The organism is Micromonospora arborensis (assembly GCF_003205615.1).
GTDB classification, from domain to species: domain Bacteria; phylum Actinomycetota; class Actinomycetes; order Mycobacteriales; family Micromonosporaceae; genus Micromonospora; species Micromonospora arborensis.
The window spans coordinates 258,531-273,908 of record NZ_PYBV01000011.1 but is presented as its reverse complement, the minus strand read 5'-3'; the positions used below and the strand labels follow the sequence as shown (position 1 = coordinate 273,908).

Sequence of the window (15,378 nt, the reverse complement as noted above, 5' to 3'; positions counted from 1 at the left end):
CCCGGCTTCCTGCTCTCGGGAACAGTCGCCAAACGCCCAGCGTTGTGCCAGCGTCGGAACAGGTGACGGTGCGACCCGAGGAGGTGGGCAGATGGATCTTCTGGCGGACTACCGGCGGGCGACCATGTTCTTCGAAACCGGTGACCCGAGCGGAGCGGCCCGACTGCTGGAGCCGATCGTCGCCGCCGAACCCGGCAATGCCGCGGTCCGGCAGTTGCTGGCCCGGGCGTACTTCCAGTCGGCCCAGCTCAACCGTGCCGAGGAGCACCTGCGGGAGCTGGTCGAGCGGGACCCGAGCGACCACTACGCGCATCACGTGCTCGGTCGGACGCTGGAGCGGCTGAACCGGCACACAGACGCGTTGCGGCACCTGCGGATCGCCGCCGCGATGTACGCGACCAACGACGACTACCGGACGGCGCTGGAGCGGGTGGAAACCCGTGTGGGCGGCACGCGCTGAGCGTGGACCGGTGACGTGGCGGGGCGGTCCTTCGGGACCGCCCCTTCGTCGTCCGGCGGGCGGGCTCTTCGTCGTCCGGCGGGCGGTCCGCCGGGCGTGCCTAGGATGGCGGGCATGGGACCTGACCGGGCGGGGGCTGCGGCATGAAGCTCAAGCTGGACCTGCACGAGATCTTCAACAAGGGGCAGGACATCGACCGCGCGTTGCGCGGGATCATGGATGAGGCGGTGGCGAAGAAGGCCACCCTCGTCGAGATCATCCCCGGCAAGGGGTCCGGCCAGCTCAAGAAGCGGGTGCTGCGGTTCCTCGACCAGAAGGACGTCAAGCAGCTCTACCACCGGGTGGAGAAGGACTCCAAGAACTTCGGCCGCCTTTTCGTCCACTTCCGCTGGAAGTAGCGGCGGCATAGCCTCTGACCTGCGTAACAGGCCACTGCCAGGGCCGCTGGTCCATGATCATGCCGTGTCCAGGCCGTCAAGGGCTTGCGGAGGCCTCCGGCTCCAGAACAGCGGGCCTCCGCCGGCCGGTCGCGGTCCGGGGTTGTTGTAGCAGGCCGTCCCGTCGTCATCGACTCGGGCAAGCCGAGCAGACCACCGTCCGACCTGACATCGTCCATACGAGCCGTCAAGGACCGCTTCACATGGCGGACCGGACGGCGGCGAGGCGCTACCCAGAGGGCGGTTCGACGGCGACGGGATGGCAGATCGGCGCTGTTAGCCGTAGAACTCAAACTGCCGGCGCCAGCTGCACTCGACGGCCATCGCCGCCAGCAATAGCGAATGCAGCGGACCTACGGCGCGAGGACTTGCGGATCAGGGTTTTCATCGGAGGATTCAAGTTCGCCTAGGGCGCGCCATGCCAGATCTGCAAGAGTCTCACCCGTACTGACAGCCCAGCGGGCGGTTCCTTGATTCGCCATAGGTCGGTCTTCCCATCGTGCAAGCTCCCACAAATGAGAGATCAGGCCAGACGGCGAATATTGCAGGCCGTCTGCTGCCCAGACGATGGGCTTCGTCCGATGGGGGGTCCAGGTGGCACGCGCCCGCCTCGGGTCCTCGGTGAGCCAACCCTTCAATGCCTCGGCCTCAACTCGGTTGCCCGGCGAAAGTGTAAGAGCCTCTCCCTCGACAAGAATGGCCTTATCTATCAGAACGGAGACGGCATTCGGGCGCCGCTTGCGCTTGGCTGGCACATGTCGATACTTGTTTCGATCTGGGCGGTGAGCTTGTTGCGGCACCCCAAGTATCTGCTGTGTTACCTCCCGGCATCGGGCTATATCGGAGCAGACCGACCGGATCTGCGAACGCTCCGTGTAGAGCGCGTCGATCACACCCGCAACAATGGGCAAGAGTTCCTCTACCAACCGCTTTGTCTCGTCGACAGCGTGCCCGGCCCACTCGAGCCGCGGATCGGGTTCATCAATTGCGTCGGTATCGAGACGACGAAAAACCAAGTGCGCAAGGAGGTATACCCCGTGCTCGGCCAAGGCGGCTCCACGCCCCATGTAGCGAGGGCGCAGGTGATGGAGGGTTCGCCTTACCTGCCTCAGGACCTGGACCGCGTTCCAGAGCAGGTAGACGCCAGGCTGCGGCCGGAACAGGGCGTCGTAGATGCCCTGTGAGCCCCGTTCCCACAGCACGTCAAGAGTCGTCGCGATCCGAGCGGCGTACTGACTATCGAGATGGGCACAAGCCAACGCACATGCAGCCTCGACCACCGAGCAGCCGGTGTCGGGTTGCGGCTCCAGCTCGCTGCGGCGGACGCTGTACTCGAGCCCTAGCTCCGCTCGCATCTCCTCCAGAATGGCAGCCTGGATTGGATCGAGCGCGACAAAGTCCCTCGCCTCGACACGGTTCTGCCGATTGGTCGCCTGAGTAGCCTGTTTACCGAAGGCGACAGCTTTACCGGTCACGATAATGCGAACGCCAACCTGGGCCGATGCGGCGACGGCATCGATGGCAACGGCCTCAGCGACTGAACGAACGGTTTGGGCTCCGTTTACCACGCTGGCGTTGCGCAAGGTTAAGCTGATCGGACGTGATTGCGGGGACCGCATAGACTGCTGGCTTTTCTCGACCGACTCGCAGAGGATTGTTACCCCGTTATTGAAGTACCAAAAGTGGGCCGGCTCTCTAGTAAGAGTCTCAATGATCTCATTGTTGATCGGCGTCCTACCCAGAGGATTGCGAATGTTGAGGTTGAAAAGGTTTGAGCCGTGAGTAAGCCACTGCGCTACCTGCTCTGCCTCAACGACCCCTTGATATGACTCGTACGGGGTGCTGATGGCAAACCAGGGGAATATGTCGGCTTCCAAATCAACTGGCCTTGGCGCTATATCATCTCGAACCGAAGTCCACAGTTCGGACGACAGTATGATTCGATGGCGCAGCACATTGCCGTGACGGTTGAACTCCTGCTCGCCAATATCGATCGCTAGGCGGAAACCGTCGGTTACCTCATCAGCTCGCATCAGTGCGATGACTTGTGTAACCGGCACTGGGCCGCTCCCCATCACGTTCTTCGCTCGCTCGGCGAGTTGCCGGCCACGGGGATTGAATGGGGCGAAGTCCTCGTCGTCGATTAGCCGCAACCCGGCTAGAAGTTCGAGCACCGCAGACCGATCGGAGTTAGCCCTTCCTGTCTTGCTCCACTTTGCTTGAACGAGGTAGACATGTGGATCGGCACTATCCACGACTGCGATCGCGTCTATACCTTGATCTGCATGGCCGTCGGTGACGGCGAGTGAAGCTTCCTGGGGACTCCAGCCTGTGGCGATCCGAATCGCTTGGGCGGCCAACGCCCTAGACAACATGCGCGGTTCGCGCTCCTCGTCCGGTTTGCCCTCAAGGTCGCTGAGGTCCAGCAAGCCGGCGTCCACATACTCCGCTCGGAGGAACGCTTCCACCTGACGTACCTGAAGGGCGACGTCCCCGAGACTGGCTCGTGGGTTGATTGGACTCAAGAGCTACCCCCTGGGACTGTCACGGCCTCCGGCACAGTGGAGGATTGTCTCACGCTTATGCGGTGCGGGCCATGATCAAGCAGGCTCCGCAGGCCCCAGCGCCGCGCTGGTACGGTCGCTCGACGTAAGACGTGAATCGGAAGGCTCAGCCAGTCTGGTCCCCCGTCGAAGACAAACCCCATTGATCCGGTGAATCTCTATAGGCGGCCTCCCGCAACGTTTGTTTCACCAACGCATCCTCTAGTTCGGTATAACCCGCCGATCGCCGCTAGGTGCCGCACGCTTCACGCAAGCGATCCACAGGGCCTTCTATGCGTTCAGAGACTCCTTCCGATTTGCAAAACATATGATTGTGGCCCGCAAACGAAAGCATTTCCTCGGATTGGATGTTGAAGTAGACGTGAGCCGGCATATTCCTAATTTTAAGCGCACCCTCCGAATCGGCCACGAACTGAGGGTCCTCTCCAGGTGTGGCCTGAGCCGCCGCATCAGATTGCCTGGCGTCTCTTTGAAAAGAGGCTCCCAAGGAGTGCCTACAATCTCCTCTGGGTCAGTGGAGGAGCTCCGCAGGTATGAGCGACCGAGCCTTCTCCCGCAGTTCGGCTGCCCGGACCGAGTGCTCGGCGGCAGCCTCAAGGTCCATCTTTAGGTCTTGAACGAGGCGTCGCTGCACGTCCAAGGGAGGCTGCGGTACAGGAGCTCCCGCCAGCTTTCCGGCCCCGATGTGATATAGCCCTGATGTGGTTGTAGCGTGTTGACGGATGTACGCGTTGCCCGCTGGCGAGTTAAACCATGTAGCCACGAACTGGGGGTCAAGAAAGTCGGCCACTAGACGCGCACGAATAACGCTGTTCTGGTGGATGACGCCGGATGTCGCCCCGTCCCAGGTTGCGCATCGGCCTACCTCTTTGGGTGAGCCAGATCCCTCGACAAAAAGTAGATCACCGGCCCGCAGCTCAAGCGCCTCGGCCTGCTTCTTGCTGACTCCCATATTCTTCACGTCGGACGTGTCGACGAACCCCCGTTGGATATTTGCGGCGCGCAGATACGGACGAACTGGACCAGACGGGATGGAGTTCTTGCGCGGAACTTGAACACCGAGGCGAATCTCGCTTACGTCACGGAGGGCCGGTACAGGCCAGCGTGACTCCAGTGACTTACTACTCGCCGCCCCATCCCACCTGTCTAGGTCAGCAAAGCGCACGAACTGGACCAGGCCACCTTGGATGGAAGGATCCTCCAGCCTGACCACCTCGCCGGTGAAGCGCTCCCAGGCAGCCCTTTTCTCGGCATCCAACGATACGTCGGCATCGCGAGCTAGGTCCATGATCTTGGCATGCTCATCGACGAGTCGCCGTTGGACATCAAGAGGCGGGATCGGGATAGGAGCGCCGGCTAACTTCCCTGCACCGATATGCCATAGAGATCCGGAGGTGGTCGTGGCATGCTGGCGGACGTATTCGTTTCCTAGAGCGCTATTGAACCAGAGAGCAACGAAGTCGGAATTGAGCCTGTCGGTAGTCAAACGAGCTCTGATTAGAGCGTTTTGAATAATTGTCGGCTCACCGCCTGGCCATACAGCAGCACGCCCCACCTCTTCAAGGGAATTGCCCTCCACAAACAGGAGATCCTGCCCGCGCAACTCAAGGCGGTTAGCTTGCTCCACGCTGACGAACATTGTCTTGACGTCCGCAAGGTTAAGGAAGCCACGCTGAACGTTTGCGGCGCGCAAGTATGGCCGTGCCACCCCCTCCTTGTAGCTGCTGCGCAGCTGGGTACCAAGACGAACGTCAGCGACATCTCTGAGAGTCATCACCGGCCAACGCCAGGCGCGACCGCCGGCAGCGGGCTCGACGGCATCCCAACGATCGAGGTCCGTAAACCGCACCCTCCAGGTGAGGGACGTCATGCCGGCCAGCCAGGAATATCTGTCACGTACCGGTGCCATTCAGCGAGTACTTTGGGGAGATCGTTGGGGACATGATCTCCAGTATCGCCCGTGGTCGTAATTCCTACTGCTGATGGTTTGGACATGAAGACCGGGTAGTCAAATGTCGTACGCACCATTTTCCACATTGCCTCGGTCTGTTCATCGTCGACCGCTCGCAGCTCTGCGCGGAGTCCTTTAAGTGCTTCCTTGAGCGCCGGAACCGCAGGGGCGAGAAGTGAGTACCGGGCCTTCAGATCTCGGACCCGAGACTCCCTTGGCGGGGCAGTACCGGCCCACACCGGCGCTCCGATGCGAGTCGTGCCCGCCCCACGGACTAGCCCTTCCGAAGGTGCACGCTTCCAGGCAGGAAGGCAACGCTTGACTCCGTATGCGGCTAGATCCTCGAGCAGTTTTTGCAGCTGCTGATCGTTGCCGTCCACTACGCGCTGCTCCCAGCGCAGCACAGCCGCGTTGCGCCTCGTGTCGAAATCCCCGTCGGATGCAGCGGCCGCCTCAGTCCAAGCCGACTCCCAACGTGCGGCGTCGTCCTCGGTGAACTTTTGTAGGAACACCACTGAGGCGGAGACCGAGGCGCGGGAGAACTTGAATGTCTCTCCAGGGAGAGCCACAACGCCACGCAGGAATGCCTTGCCTTCAGTCCAGCGCCGAAGCCAGGAAAGCGAGGCAGCATTCAGGTTGCCATTGGGCAGAATGATGGCCATGCGGCCACCTACGTCGAGGAGATTCAAGCATCGCTCTACAAACAAAGTCTCGGTCTGACGCGAATTCTGCCCACGCCCGATCTCGTACAGATCGAGAATGGGTTGACCTCGGGCAGCGAGGACCTGAGCGTGCGACGCTTCCCACGCTTCGCCGTAGCGTTCTTTCTGTCTCGATCGATAGCGGCTCCCCCCGTCCTCGACATCCGACTCTCGCGTGTCACCAACGCGCTGCTGGCGATTGACAGTTGCACCGAAAGGTGGGTTGGTCACTACGACTTTAAACCGGCCGTTGAAAATCCCGTTTACATCGACTAGGCCGTCGTGCCAGTGGATCCCCCCGTGCCCGTCGCCGTGCATAATCATATTCATCTTGGCTGTACGAGCGGCACGTGGTTCTTTGTCGCTGCCGTAAATTGCTTCCCAGGCGAGATGTCCTACACGGGTTTCGACCCGCTCGCCCTGGTCGTCCGTCGGCAGGAGCTCTCGGTTGATCTTCCGTACGGCTCTGTCGATGCGAGCATCTCGCTCGTCAAGCATTTCCTCAGTGGCATCGTCCGGATACTCTGAAGAAATTCGCTCGATCTCCGCCTGACGCTGCCTGTCTATATCAGCCGCAATCGCGGCACGGACATGATCGAATGCCGCGATCAGGAATCCGCCAGATCCAGCGGCAGGATCGCAGATTATCTCCTTTTCGTGGGGGTTAAGGGCGCGGATCATAAATTCGACGACAGGACGCGGGGTGAAGAATTGTCCAAGCTCGCCCCGGAAGGTGCGGCCCAGGAACTTCTCAAAAGCAATACCCTTGACATCCTCGCCAGTCTTGGACAGGTTAAACCGCTCCAGCTTGCTGACGAGTTGCCGAAAGGTTGCTTCAGAGATATCGAGCTTATCCGTGGCGTTGAACAAACCGTCGGCCCTGTAGGCGTCCTTGGTGTCCTCGAACAGCAAGTCGTGCACCACTGACGTACGACGAAGCTGCATCGCAGCCCATCGGTCGAGGTATTCGGTGGTGAATGTCTCGTGCGTCTGAGTTCGCTCCACGTGGAGTTTGACGAACAGAACCTTGGACATGGTGTCGAAGGCCCGATCCGGGGTCATTGCATGCGCGTCCCGGAGCAACGAGTGACACTCGAACAACAGCCTCTGAAACTCGTCGCGGTCGAAGGTCCGCTGACGAGCTACGAGCTTCGACAGACGGGCAGTGTCGGCAACGTCGTGCGCCTTCGGCCAGTCGTTAATTTCCTGAGTCGAACCGGGAAGTCCGCGGACGACCTCAAATACAGAGTGCGTGGTTGCGGTCGCGATGATGAGAAAACGAGCCTCGCTGGCCCGAGCGTAGGACTCACCCTGCCAGAAGTCCTCGTGCCGAGCGCGTCCGTCACCCGCCTTTGTCTCGACAACGAGTACGGGAGATTTTTTCGCAACCTTGTCGGCCGGGCTTGCCCAGACGACAATGTCTGCCCGGGGCGAGCGGCGGCCATGCTGCGTACGCCTCTCCTGGTCTATCTGTAGAAGGGAGAAGCCGCCATCGACGACGAGGCGGCGGATCCACTCCTGACGCACCAGCTCCTCGGGCTTACTGGAAACATCCACCCATTTCCTGCGTAGCGGCACCCAGACTTTGTGCTCCACCTGGTGCAGGCGTCCGCTCGAAGGAAAGTCTTGGTCAGGCGCCGGCGTCACACCCACCATGCTCATGGTCGAAACCGTACTCGATGGCCTGCCATTGACCGTCGCTCCGGATGCCCGAACGGCAAGCGTTGGGGCTGGGAGTCAGCCGTTCACGCGCGGGTGGTTGCGGGTTTCCTCGTCGGGTAGTCGTCCGATCGCCCAGCCTCTCCGGCCGGTGCCAGGTGGAGGGCTTCGTCACCCGAACGACCTAGTCCCCGCGCGGTAGCGATCATATCGGAGCGACTGGGGGTCCGGCTGAGCGTCCCAGCGGTCAGTAAGAAGTCAGGGGACGCTGTGATGCAGGACTCACGCCGATGGTCACGACAGGCGCGACGCCGAAGGGCAAGACCACAGGGAGTGACGCCCGCTGACGCTGGCCGGCAACCCCCCTACCAGGCCCCCGGCGGGGGCGAAGCCCCGGAACACGACATCAAGATCAGGCCGTCTCCAGGCCGTCTGAGGTGAACCGGCGGTGGCTACCAATGTCTATCGGTGACGGGTCCGCGCCGAGCTCGCGCAGCATCTCGTCGGGTTCCGGCTACGAGGTCCCTCTGCTAGATCAATACCGCTGGGAAGTGGCGCTGGCGGGTTTCAGGTAGACCGATCCGAAGTTAGATCCGATCTACCTGTAGCGACGTCACTGCGGGAGCCCGGGTGGCCAGCACCCCGTGTGGGCAATCGACGGTCACGGGAGTGATCTCGCGCGGGCCGCTGGCCTTCCGGCGAACGTCGAAGCGTACGCAGATGTAGTAGGACGTCTCCTCGTTGGCCAGCCAGCCCTCGGATGCGTGGCCCACCATCATCACCTCGACCGTGGCCAGCAGGCCCACCCCACGCTCGTCCGGATCGTGGACCGAGGAGGTGAGCCGTTCGCCTCCGGTTTCGGCGACGAGCCGGTCGAGTACGGACTGGTTGCTCTTCCAGCCCTTCAGGCTGTGTGAGACGGGCGCCCATGGCTCGGTCTCGTGGGCGACCTGTTCGGTCCTCTGCAAGACCGAGTCCCGAGCCCTGTCGTGGCCCGAGGGGGCACATCCAGCGGAAGGCAGCACAGCGAGGCCGGCCAGCAGCACGCCAAAGCCTGTCCGCCCCCAGCGAGCCGGATCGAGTGGCCGTCGATTGTCGACGATGTGTCGCGACATGCCGCTAGAACATCGTTGATCCGGTCGGCGCGCATCCGTCCCGGTACTCAGGGCGGGTCACTGCTGGCTATTCTCCAGGACTCTGCCTACCAGGACGAGACCGGCCATTCCGATCGCCATGAGCGCGCTCGATGTCACCAAGAGCCTGACGGCGATCTTCCAATGCTGCCGGAAAGGGTAGTAGGCGGCTCCGACCAGTCCGGCGAGGACAAGTACGACCATGGGGATCAGGCGTAACCCATCCGGGGGCTCGATGGCTATCCCGAACACGCCGATAAAACCGAAGAAGATCGCGACGTTGGCGACCGCGGAGCGGAAGTTGGCGTAGGCACTCTCCTGGAGGTAGGCGATCGCACCTCGGATGTCCCGCTCCGCCTGCGCCCGCTCCTGAAGAGACATCGGCCTGCGCGGCTTGCCCAGACCCTTGTTGCTCCCCGTGACCATGCGGCGACGGTAACAACCACCGTCGATCCGGACTGTCCCTAAACCGATCAGCCGGCCAGCCGTATTGCAGCACCTCCATGTGCGCAAGGGCGTGGGCCTGGTCGTTGACGAGTCGGTGGGAACCGCCATGTCTAGGGGACGGCAGGCTTGGCGCGGCTACCGAACCGCCTTCAGCGCGTCGCGGAACTCTGCGGTGGCGTGCTCGCGGGGGTGGCGGCGCTGAAGCTCGACGTCAGCCTCTCCGGCGACGAGCAGCAGCGAGGGCAGGGAGCGGCGAGTAGCGGTGAATGCTGCCACCCCCTGCTCGACGGCCCGGTCCAGCTCGCCAGCGCGCAGGGCTGTGACGGCGAGAGTGAGCCGGGCTTCGGCCGTCCGCATGGGCGACCGATCGACGCCGTCCGGTCCGGTGCCGAGACGCAAAACCTCGTTGGCGTAGTGCTCGGCGAGAACGTCGTGTTCAGCGAGTCGGTAGGCGTCCATCGCGTAGAACAGCCATTTTCCGGGATCAACTTCGAAGTGGTTGTCGGGCCGATCGGGCGCGCCCAGGTCGTCGAGGAACTGCCGGCCTCGGTCGAGCGCCGTTCGCGCACCGTGGAGGTCGCCGAGCCGGGCCAACGCCTTGGCTTCCTGCGCGATCAGTTGCACCCCCACCCGCTGCCGTCCGGCAGCTTCCTGCCCGGCCCGAGCGGCGGTCAGCGCCGCTTCGTGCCGGGACTGGGTGAGTGCGAACCAGGCCGTCATCTCCCACGCCCAGCCGGTGATGTCCGCGTGGTCGGCTTCGTCGCCGAGCTGTCGGGCGGCAGTGCGGGTGGCCTCGGCGCTGACGCGCATGCCGAGGTCGTACTCGACACAGCCGATCAGCAGTGCCAGCCAGCCCGCGCATACCAGCAATTCGCGGTGCTGTCGTAGCCCGGTGGCTCGCTGTAGCAGCCGCACGACCTCACGCAGCCAACCCTGACCTTCGGCGCGGAGTTCCGCAGCGTCGCGCCACCCGTATTGGCAGGACAGCTCGGTCACGGTCGCGTGCAACGTCTCGATGGTGGCGGGGGCGGTATCGCTGGCATGCATCCGACGTAACAGCTCGACGGTCTCCGACGGTCGGGTGTCGGCAGCGGCAGCGGCATCCAGGGCGGCGCAGGTGATCAGCTCACCGCGGGTGCCGAGCACCTCGTCGATCCGACGGGTGAGATCTTCGCCCGGGCGGCGGCGGCCGTTCTCAAGCCGGGAGAGATGCCCCTTGTCAGCGGGCAGCAACTCGGCAAGGGCGGCCAGGCTCAGCCCGCGCGCTTCCCGCGCTGTCCGCATGCGGGTGCCGAATGTTGGCATGTCTCGCGCCTCCCGCCGAGGTTGCCGGGTTGCCGGTGCGGGCTGGCAACGCGCAACCCGTCGACCGATGTGAGCGTACCGCCGCAGGGTGTACCGGACGAGCACGCGCAGTGACCGGTGGGAGGCGTGGTGACAGTTCGGGAAAGTTTCAAGCGCTGGTGGTGCAGACGGCATCTGGTCCAGTTGACGAGACCGGAGCAGCGACCTGCTACCCACAGCTGTCCGGCGCACATCGGATCACGAAGCGGGACGGCAGTGTCGACCAGCGGGGCGGCTCTGTGATGGCCGGCGTGCCCGAGATGGCACGTGTGAACCAGGCTGAACGGTTGGTGTCAGCACTGGATCGCCGGATGAAAGGGGAGCATCTGCCGCGCCGGCCGCAATGGCATTGTCAGATGTGCGCGCCGGAGACGCCCTGGCCGTGCCATCCCGCGCGGGTACGCCTGGCCGAGGCGTACGCACGTGACCGCATCGGCCTCTCCATGTACGTCGCTGGCCTGCTCTTCATCGTCGCCGTCGAGCTGCCCGACGTGGCACCGGCCGAGCTGTACGAGCGGTTCGTGGCATGGACGCGCTGATGGGCCGCGTCCACCGGGGTGACGAGGGCATGCATTACTCCGACTGGTCGCACCGCTGGTGCGGCGGGCCGATCGACGAGGCCGGGAGTAAGGCCTGGCAGGCAGTGTTACGGGAGCACTTGGAGGCGCACCGGCGAGGGGAGGACGTGAGGCGGCCGAGCGCATTGCTCGCCAGAGAGCGGCACCCTGTCGATATCGGAGTTGAACCTCCGGGGGTCAGAGGCTCGCGGTGAGGAGGGCGCACACGGCCAGCGGCACCACCGCGGACAGCGTCCCCACGAGCGCCGCCGAGCGGATCCGGGTACGGGAGACGAGGGCCGCGAGCGTTGCCAGGCTGATCAGCAGCGCGAGGAACATCGCCGGCAGGGCGACGTAGAGCCCGAAGAGCAGCATTCGGGACCGTTCCGAGTCGCACCCCTCGCCGCAATCCGCAGGGAGCGACCCGGAGAGCGTGCCGAGAAACAGTCCGAACGCCACGACGACGGCCGCGTACCAGCCGATCAGCACCAGCAACGAGGCGCGCGGGTCGGCCCTACGGGCGATGTCGGGGCGTGGTGGCGCCAGCGTCATGGCAGGAGTATCCATCGCCGGGCGGCTCGCCGTCGTCTCCGCCGAGGCGGCGATGAAATCTCCATAGGATGTTTCGGCGGGCCCACCGACGACTGTCGACTGGTCCTCCGGTCGTAGTGAAGGGCGTTTCCCATCGTGAACAGAAGCGACGTCGAGGCGGCCGCCGCCTTGGTGCAGGGGCGGGTGCGGGAGACCCCGGTCATCGCCGTCGACGGCGCCGACCTGGGCGTGCCCGGGCAGCTCAGCCTCAAGCTGGAGCTGCACCAGCACACCGGCTCGTTCAAGCCACGTGGCGCGTTCAACCGGATGCTCCAGGGGGCGCTGCCGACGGCCGGGGTGATCGCCGCCTCGGGCGGCAACCATGGCCTCGCCGTCGCGTACGCGGCCCGGTCGCTGGGCGTTGCGGCGGAGGTCTTCGTGCCGGTCACCTCCTCGCCGGTGAAGGTGCAGCGGCTGGCCGGGTTGGGCGCCCAGGTGCGCCAGGTCGGCCAGCACTACGCCGAGGCGTTGGCGGCGAGCACCCAGCGCGCCGGGGAGACCGGCGCGTTGGTCGTGCACGCGTACGACCAGCCCGAGGTGGTGGCCGGTCAGGGCACCGTTGGCCGGGAGCTGGAACGCCAGGTGGACGGGATCGACACGGTGTTGGTGGCGGTCGGCGGCGGTGGGCTGGTCTCCGGCATCGCCAGTTGGTTCGACGGTTCGGTACGCGTCGTCGCCGTCGAGCCCGAGCAGATCCCCACCCTGCACTCGGCCCTCAAGGCTGGCCGGCCGGTCGACATCGAGGTGGGCGGCATCGCCACGGATTCGCTGGGCGCCCGCCGGATCGGCGAGATCGCCTTCGACACCGCACGCCGGACCGGGGTGGTCTCCGTACTGGTCCGTGACGAGGACCTGGTGCGGGCCCGCCGGTTGCTCTGGTCGGAGCTGCGGGTCGCCGCCGAGTTGGGTGGCGCCGCCGCGCTGGCCGCTCTGGTCGGCGGCGCGTACGTGCCGCAGGCGGGGGAGCGGGTGGCAGTGATCGTCTGTGGTGGCAACACCGACCCGAGTGACCTGGGCCCCGCCGCGCCGCACTGACCTGGTCCGACGGGGAACAAGCCCCGCCGGACCACGATGCTGTCCGTCAGATCGGATAGGTGCGGGCGACCGCCAGCATCTCGGAGGTGTGCGACCCGACGACGCCGACGTCCGGCGGCCGGGGGCGGAAGCCGGGCAGCGCGTCCAGCCCGTCACTGGCGTCCATCACCCGTATCGGCACCGGCCCCGCCGTCTGCTCCAGCGTGAGCGTGATCTCGACACCCTCCGGTGGTGGGGCGTGGAAGACCAGTCCGAAGCCCCACCGGCGGCCGCCCTCCTGCGCGGACACCGCGCGACCCGCCACCTCGGCACGCAGCACCTTGGCGGTGATCGTCTCGACGTGCAGGGTGGTGACCCGGACTGCCCGCTGCGGGGTGAGCCGCAGCCGCAGCGTGCGTTCGCCGCCAACGCTGGTGTCGCCCAACACCTCCAGCTTTGGCGCCGGCAGGTTCGCCGGTTGGGCAGGGCCGGCCCGCAGGAAATCGCCGCTGATTCCGGGGAAGTCGTCCTCGACGAGGGTCGCCCCGTCCACGTAGCCGTCCGTCCACGGCTGCGGGTCACTCTCCTGGCTGAGCCAACGGGCCTGGCCGGTGCCGGCGTCCAGGGCGTACATCAGGTGGGTGGGCGCGGGGTGGGCGGCGTCGAACCGGTCGACGCCCAGCCCGACCCCGGCGAGCACCAGCGCCGTCACGGCGGCGGCCGCGGCGGGCAGCGCGCCGAGCCGGCGGGCCCGCAACGCCCGCATGCCGCGCTGGCCGCCGGCCTGCGGGTGCAGCAGGTCGACCACCGGCAGGGCGGTCAGGCCGAGCAGCACCGCGACCAGCGCGGCCACCCCGCCCATGGCCATCCCCAGCGCGGGAAAGAGCAGCACCACGGTGGGCAGCAGGATGATCACGCCGACGGCTGCGGCGGCGGTCACCGCCACCACCGGCCACGGCCCGGTCTGCCGGGTACGCAGCGCGACCAGCCCGCCGAGGGCACCGGCCAACGCCGGCAGGGTGGTGAGGTACGCCCCGCCGGGCACCGCCACGGCGAGCAGCACCCCGAGCAGGGCCAACCAGGCCAGCCCGCCGACGGCGAGCGCGGCCGGGCCGATCCGGCGGCGGGTCAGCGCGTACCAGGTGAACAGGATGGTGGCGGCGAGCGCCAGGACGGCCAACCGGTACCAGATCGGCCGGTACGGGTCGAGCAGCTCCGCGTACCCCGGTCTGATTGTGGTGATCGCCAGCCAGAGCAGTTGCGCGGCGACCGGCGCGGCGACGATCGGCACCAGGGCCAGCGCGAAGCCGGCGGCCAGCCGGCCGATGCTGGCCCGGCCCCGCCGACGGGTCAACCAGCCCAGCGCGGCCACCGCGGCCACCGCGAGCAGGGCCAGCGGCAGGGTGAGCCAGCCCGGGTAGCGGACCAGCCCGCCGGGGACCGGGAAGTAGGTGGCGTCGTGCCCGGAGCGCAGGTCGGTCAGGTCGGTCCGGCCGAACTCCCGGGCCAGGCCCAGCGCGTTGTCCCCGTGCTGCTGGAGGCTGCCCCGGTCCAGCGCCGCCGGAGTGTCCAACGGTGTGTGGTAGATCGCGCCACCGTCGATGTACGCCGAGTTCAGCCCAACGAACTTCTGGTCCAGGAACGCGGTGAAGTCGGTGTCGTTGGGCAGCGCGCGGTAAATCTCCACCGCGAACGAGGTGCCGACCGGGTGCGGGGCGGACCGGCCGAAGACGTCCACCAGCTTCGCGTTGTTCCGGGACGTCTCAAACATGATCACCGGCCCGGTGGAACCCCGCGCCTCCAGGTTGAGCACCACACCGCCGTCGGCGGCCAGCGGGTGACTGGCGGCGAACGCGGCCGCGCCGCAGAGGCACGCCTCCTCGGCGTCGGTCAGCACGAAGACGATGTCGTTGCGGGGCCGGGGGCCGGTGCTCAGCGCGCGGGCCACCTCCAGGATGGCCGACGTGCCGGCCGCGTCGTCGTTGCCGCCCGGCCCGGTCTGCACCGAGTCGTAGTGGGCGACCAGGAAGACCCGGCCCGTGGAGTCGGTGCCGGGCAGCCGGGCCACCACGTTGCGCACCCGGGCCAGGGTCGCCCCGCCCGCCGCCCCGCTGAGCTGGCCGGCCTCCGGCGCCACGGTGTCCTGCACCTCGGTCTCCAGGCCCAGCCCGCGCAACTGCTGCTCGATGTGCGCGCGAACCTGGTCGTTGGCCGGGCTGCCGGCGACGTGTGACCGGGCCGCGATCACCTGCACGTCCTCGTACGCCCGGGCGGCACTGAACTCACCCGCCGGCGAGTCCGCCGGCTTCGGCGCCGGCGTGCGCAGGTCGAGCAGGCTGCCGGCGCCGACGGCGGCCAGCGCCACCAGCGCCGCCGCGGCGGCCACGAGCCGCCGGTGCGGCCGAGTAAACGCACGGTCGGCAGCGGGTACGCCCGGAGTCCGACGGGCCGGCGTGCCCGTCGTGGCCGGGGTGGTCGGTGCGCCCACGGGAACTCCTCGGGGGTGGCGGGGCCTGGGGT

Annotated in this window: 12 protein-coding genes; 4 read left to right on the top strand and 8 right to left on the bottom strand. The window is 66.0% G+C overall.

Annotated elements, in window-relative coordinates; translation table 11 throughout:
- Nucleotides 1-91 precede the first annotated feature (91 nt).
- Together C7C45_RS09240 and C7C45_RS09235 are read left to right on the top strand one after the other, a co-directional pair.
- On the top strand, nt 92-460 hold the full coding sequence (locus C7C45_RS09240; RefSeq protein ID WP_110563189.1) for a tetratricopeptide repeat protein: 369 nt from the start codon (nt 92-94) through the stop codon (nt 458-460).
- A 143-nt stretch (nt 461-603) separates the two neighbouring features.
- On the top strand, nt 604-858 hold the full coding sequence (locus tag C7C45_RS09235) for a Smr/MutS family protein (RefSeq protein WP_007465523.1): 255 nt from the start codon (nt 604-606) through the stop codon (nt 856-858).
- Between the two features lie 392 nt (nt 859-1,250).
- Here the strand turns inward: C7C45_RS09235 and C7C45_RS09230 are convergent, their stop codons facing one another.
- The 6 genes from C7C45_RS09230 to C7C45_RS09210 form a co-directional block, all read right to left on the bottom strand.
- The gene (locus C7C45_RS09230) at nt 1,251-3,365 is read right to left on the bottom strand and encodes an AIPR family protein (protein ID WP_208641108.1); all 2,115 of its coding nucleotides are present in this window, start codon (nt 3,363-3,365) and stop codon (nt 1,251-1,253) included.
- Between the two features lie 607 nt (nt 3,366-3,972).
- The gene (locus tag C7C45_RS33590; RefSeq protein WP_146247299.1) at nt 3,973-5,238 is read right to left on the bottom strand and encodes a restriction endonuclease subunit S; all 1,266 of its coding nucleotides are present in this window, start codon (nt 5,236-5,238) and stop codon (nt 3,973-3,975) included.
- 89 nt (nt 5,239-5,327) lie between these two features.
- Complete coding sequence (locus C7C45_RS09225) at nt 5,328-7,775, bottom strand: type I restriction-modification system subunit M (protein ID WP_208641107.1); 2,448 nt, start codon at nt 7,773-7,775, stop codon at nt 5,328-5,330.
- A 584-nt stretch (nt 7,776-8,359) separates the two neighbouring features.
- Nucleotides 8,360-8,740 (bottom strand): hypothetical protein, encoded by a 381-nt coding sequence (locus C7C45_RS09220; protein ID WP_110563187.1) that lies wholly within the window; start codon nt 8,738-8,740, stop codon nt 8,360-8,362.
- Between the two features lie 204 nt (nt 8,741-8,944).
- Entirely contained in the window at nt 8,945-9,331 is a 387-nt protein-coding gene (locus C7C45_RS09215) for a hypothetical protein (RefSeq protein ID WP_110563186.1), read from the bottom strand.
- Nucleotides 9,332-9,487: 156 nt separating this feature from the next.
- Entirely contained in the window at nt 9,488-10,657 is a 1,170-nt protein-coding gene (locus C7C45_RS09210) for an NsdA family TPR-like regulatory protein (protein ID WP_110563185.1), read from the bottom strand.
- 395 nt (nt 10,658-11,052) lie between these two features.
- On the opposite strand from C7C45_RS09210, the gene C7C45_RS09205 reads away from it, so the two are divergent.
- Nucleotides 11,053-11,235, top strand: a complete 183-nt coding sequence (locus tag C7C45_RS09205) for a hypothetical protein (protein WP_244200301.1) — start codon at nt 11,053-11,055, stop codon at nt 11,233-11,235.
- Nucleotides 11,236-11,451: 216 nt separating this feature from the next.
- Here the strand turns inward: C7C45_RS09205 and C7C45_RS09200 are convergent, their stop codons facing one another.
- The gene (locus tag C7C45_RS09200; RefSeq protein WP_110563184.1) at nt 11,452-11,805 is read right to left on the bottom strand and encodes a hypothetical protein; all 354 of its coding nucleotides are present in this window, start codon (nt 11,803-11,805) and stop codon (nt 11,452-11,454) included.
- A gap of 135 nt (nt 11,806-11,940) precedes the next feature.
- Here C7C45_RS09200 and C7C45_RS09195 point away from each other — a divergent pair, with 135 nt between their 5' ends.
- Entirely contained in the window at nt 11,941-12,879 is a 939-nt protein-coding gene (locus tag C7C45_RS09195) for a threonine/serine dehydratase (RefSeq protein WP_341866481.1), read from the top strand.
- A 46-nt stretch (nt 12,880-12,925) separates the two neighbouring features.
- Here C7C45_RS09195 and C7C45_RS09190 read toward each other — a convergent pair whose 3' ends face one another.
- Nucleotides 12,926-15,346 (bottom strand): M28 family peptidase, encoded by a 2,421-nt coding sequence (locus C7C45_RS09190; RefSeq protein WP_110563182.1) that lies wholly within the window; start codon nt 15,344-15,346, stop codon nt 12,926-12,928.
- Nucleotides 15,347-15,378: the final 32 nt, after the last annotated feature.

Bases quoted from the DNA above. Each gene is read 5' to 3' on its own strand.
- C7C45_RS09225 (WP_208641107.1), bottom strand. From the start codon at position 7,775: ATGAGCATGGTGGGTGTGACGCCGGCGCCTGACCAAGACTTTCCTTCG.
- C7C45_RS09235 (WP_007465523.1), top strand. From the start codon at position 604: ATGAAGCTCAAGCTGGACCTGCACGAGATCTTCAACAAGGGGCAGGAC.
- C7C45_RS09240 (WP_110563189.1), top strand. From the start codon at position 92: ATGGATCTTCTGGCGGACTACCGGCGGGCGACCATGTTCTTCGAAACC.
- C7C45_RS09205 (WP_244200301.1), top strand. From the start codon at position 11,053: ATGTGCGCGCCGGAGACGCCCTGGCCGTGCCATCCCGCGCGGGTACGC.
- C7C45_RS09215 (WP_110563186.1), bottom strand. From the start codon at position 9,331: ATGGTCACGGGGAGCAACAAGGGTCTGGGCAAGCCGCGCAGGCCGATG.
- C7C45_RS09210 (WP_110563185.1), bottom strand. From the start codon at position 10,657: ATGCCAACATTCGGCACCCGCATGCGGACAGCGCGGGAAGCGCGCGGG.
- C7C45_RS09200 (WP_110563184.1), bottom strand. From the start codon at position 11,805: ATGACGCTGGCGCCACCACGCCCCGACATCGCCCGTAGGGCCGACCCG.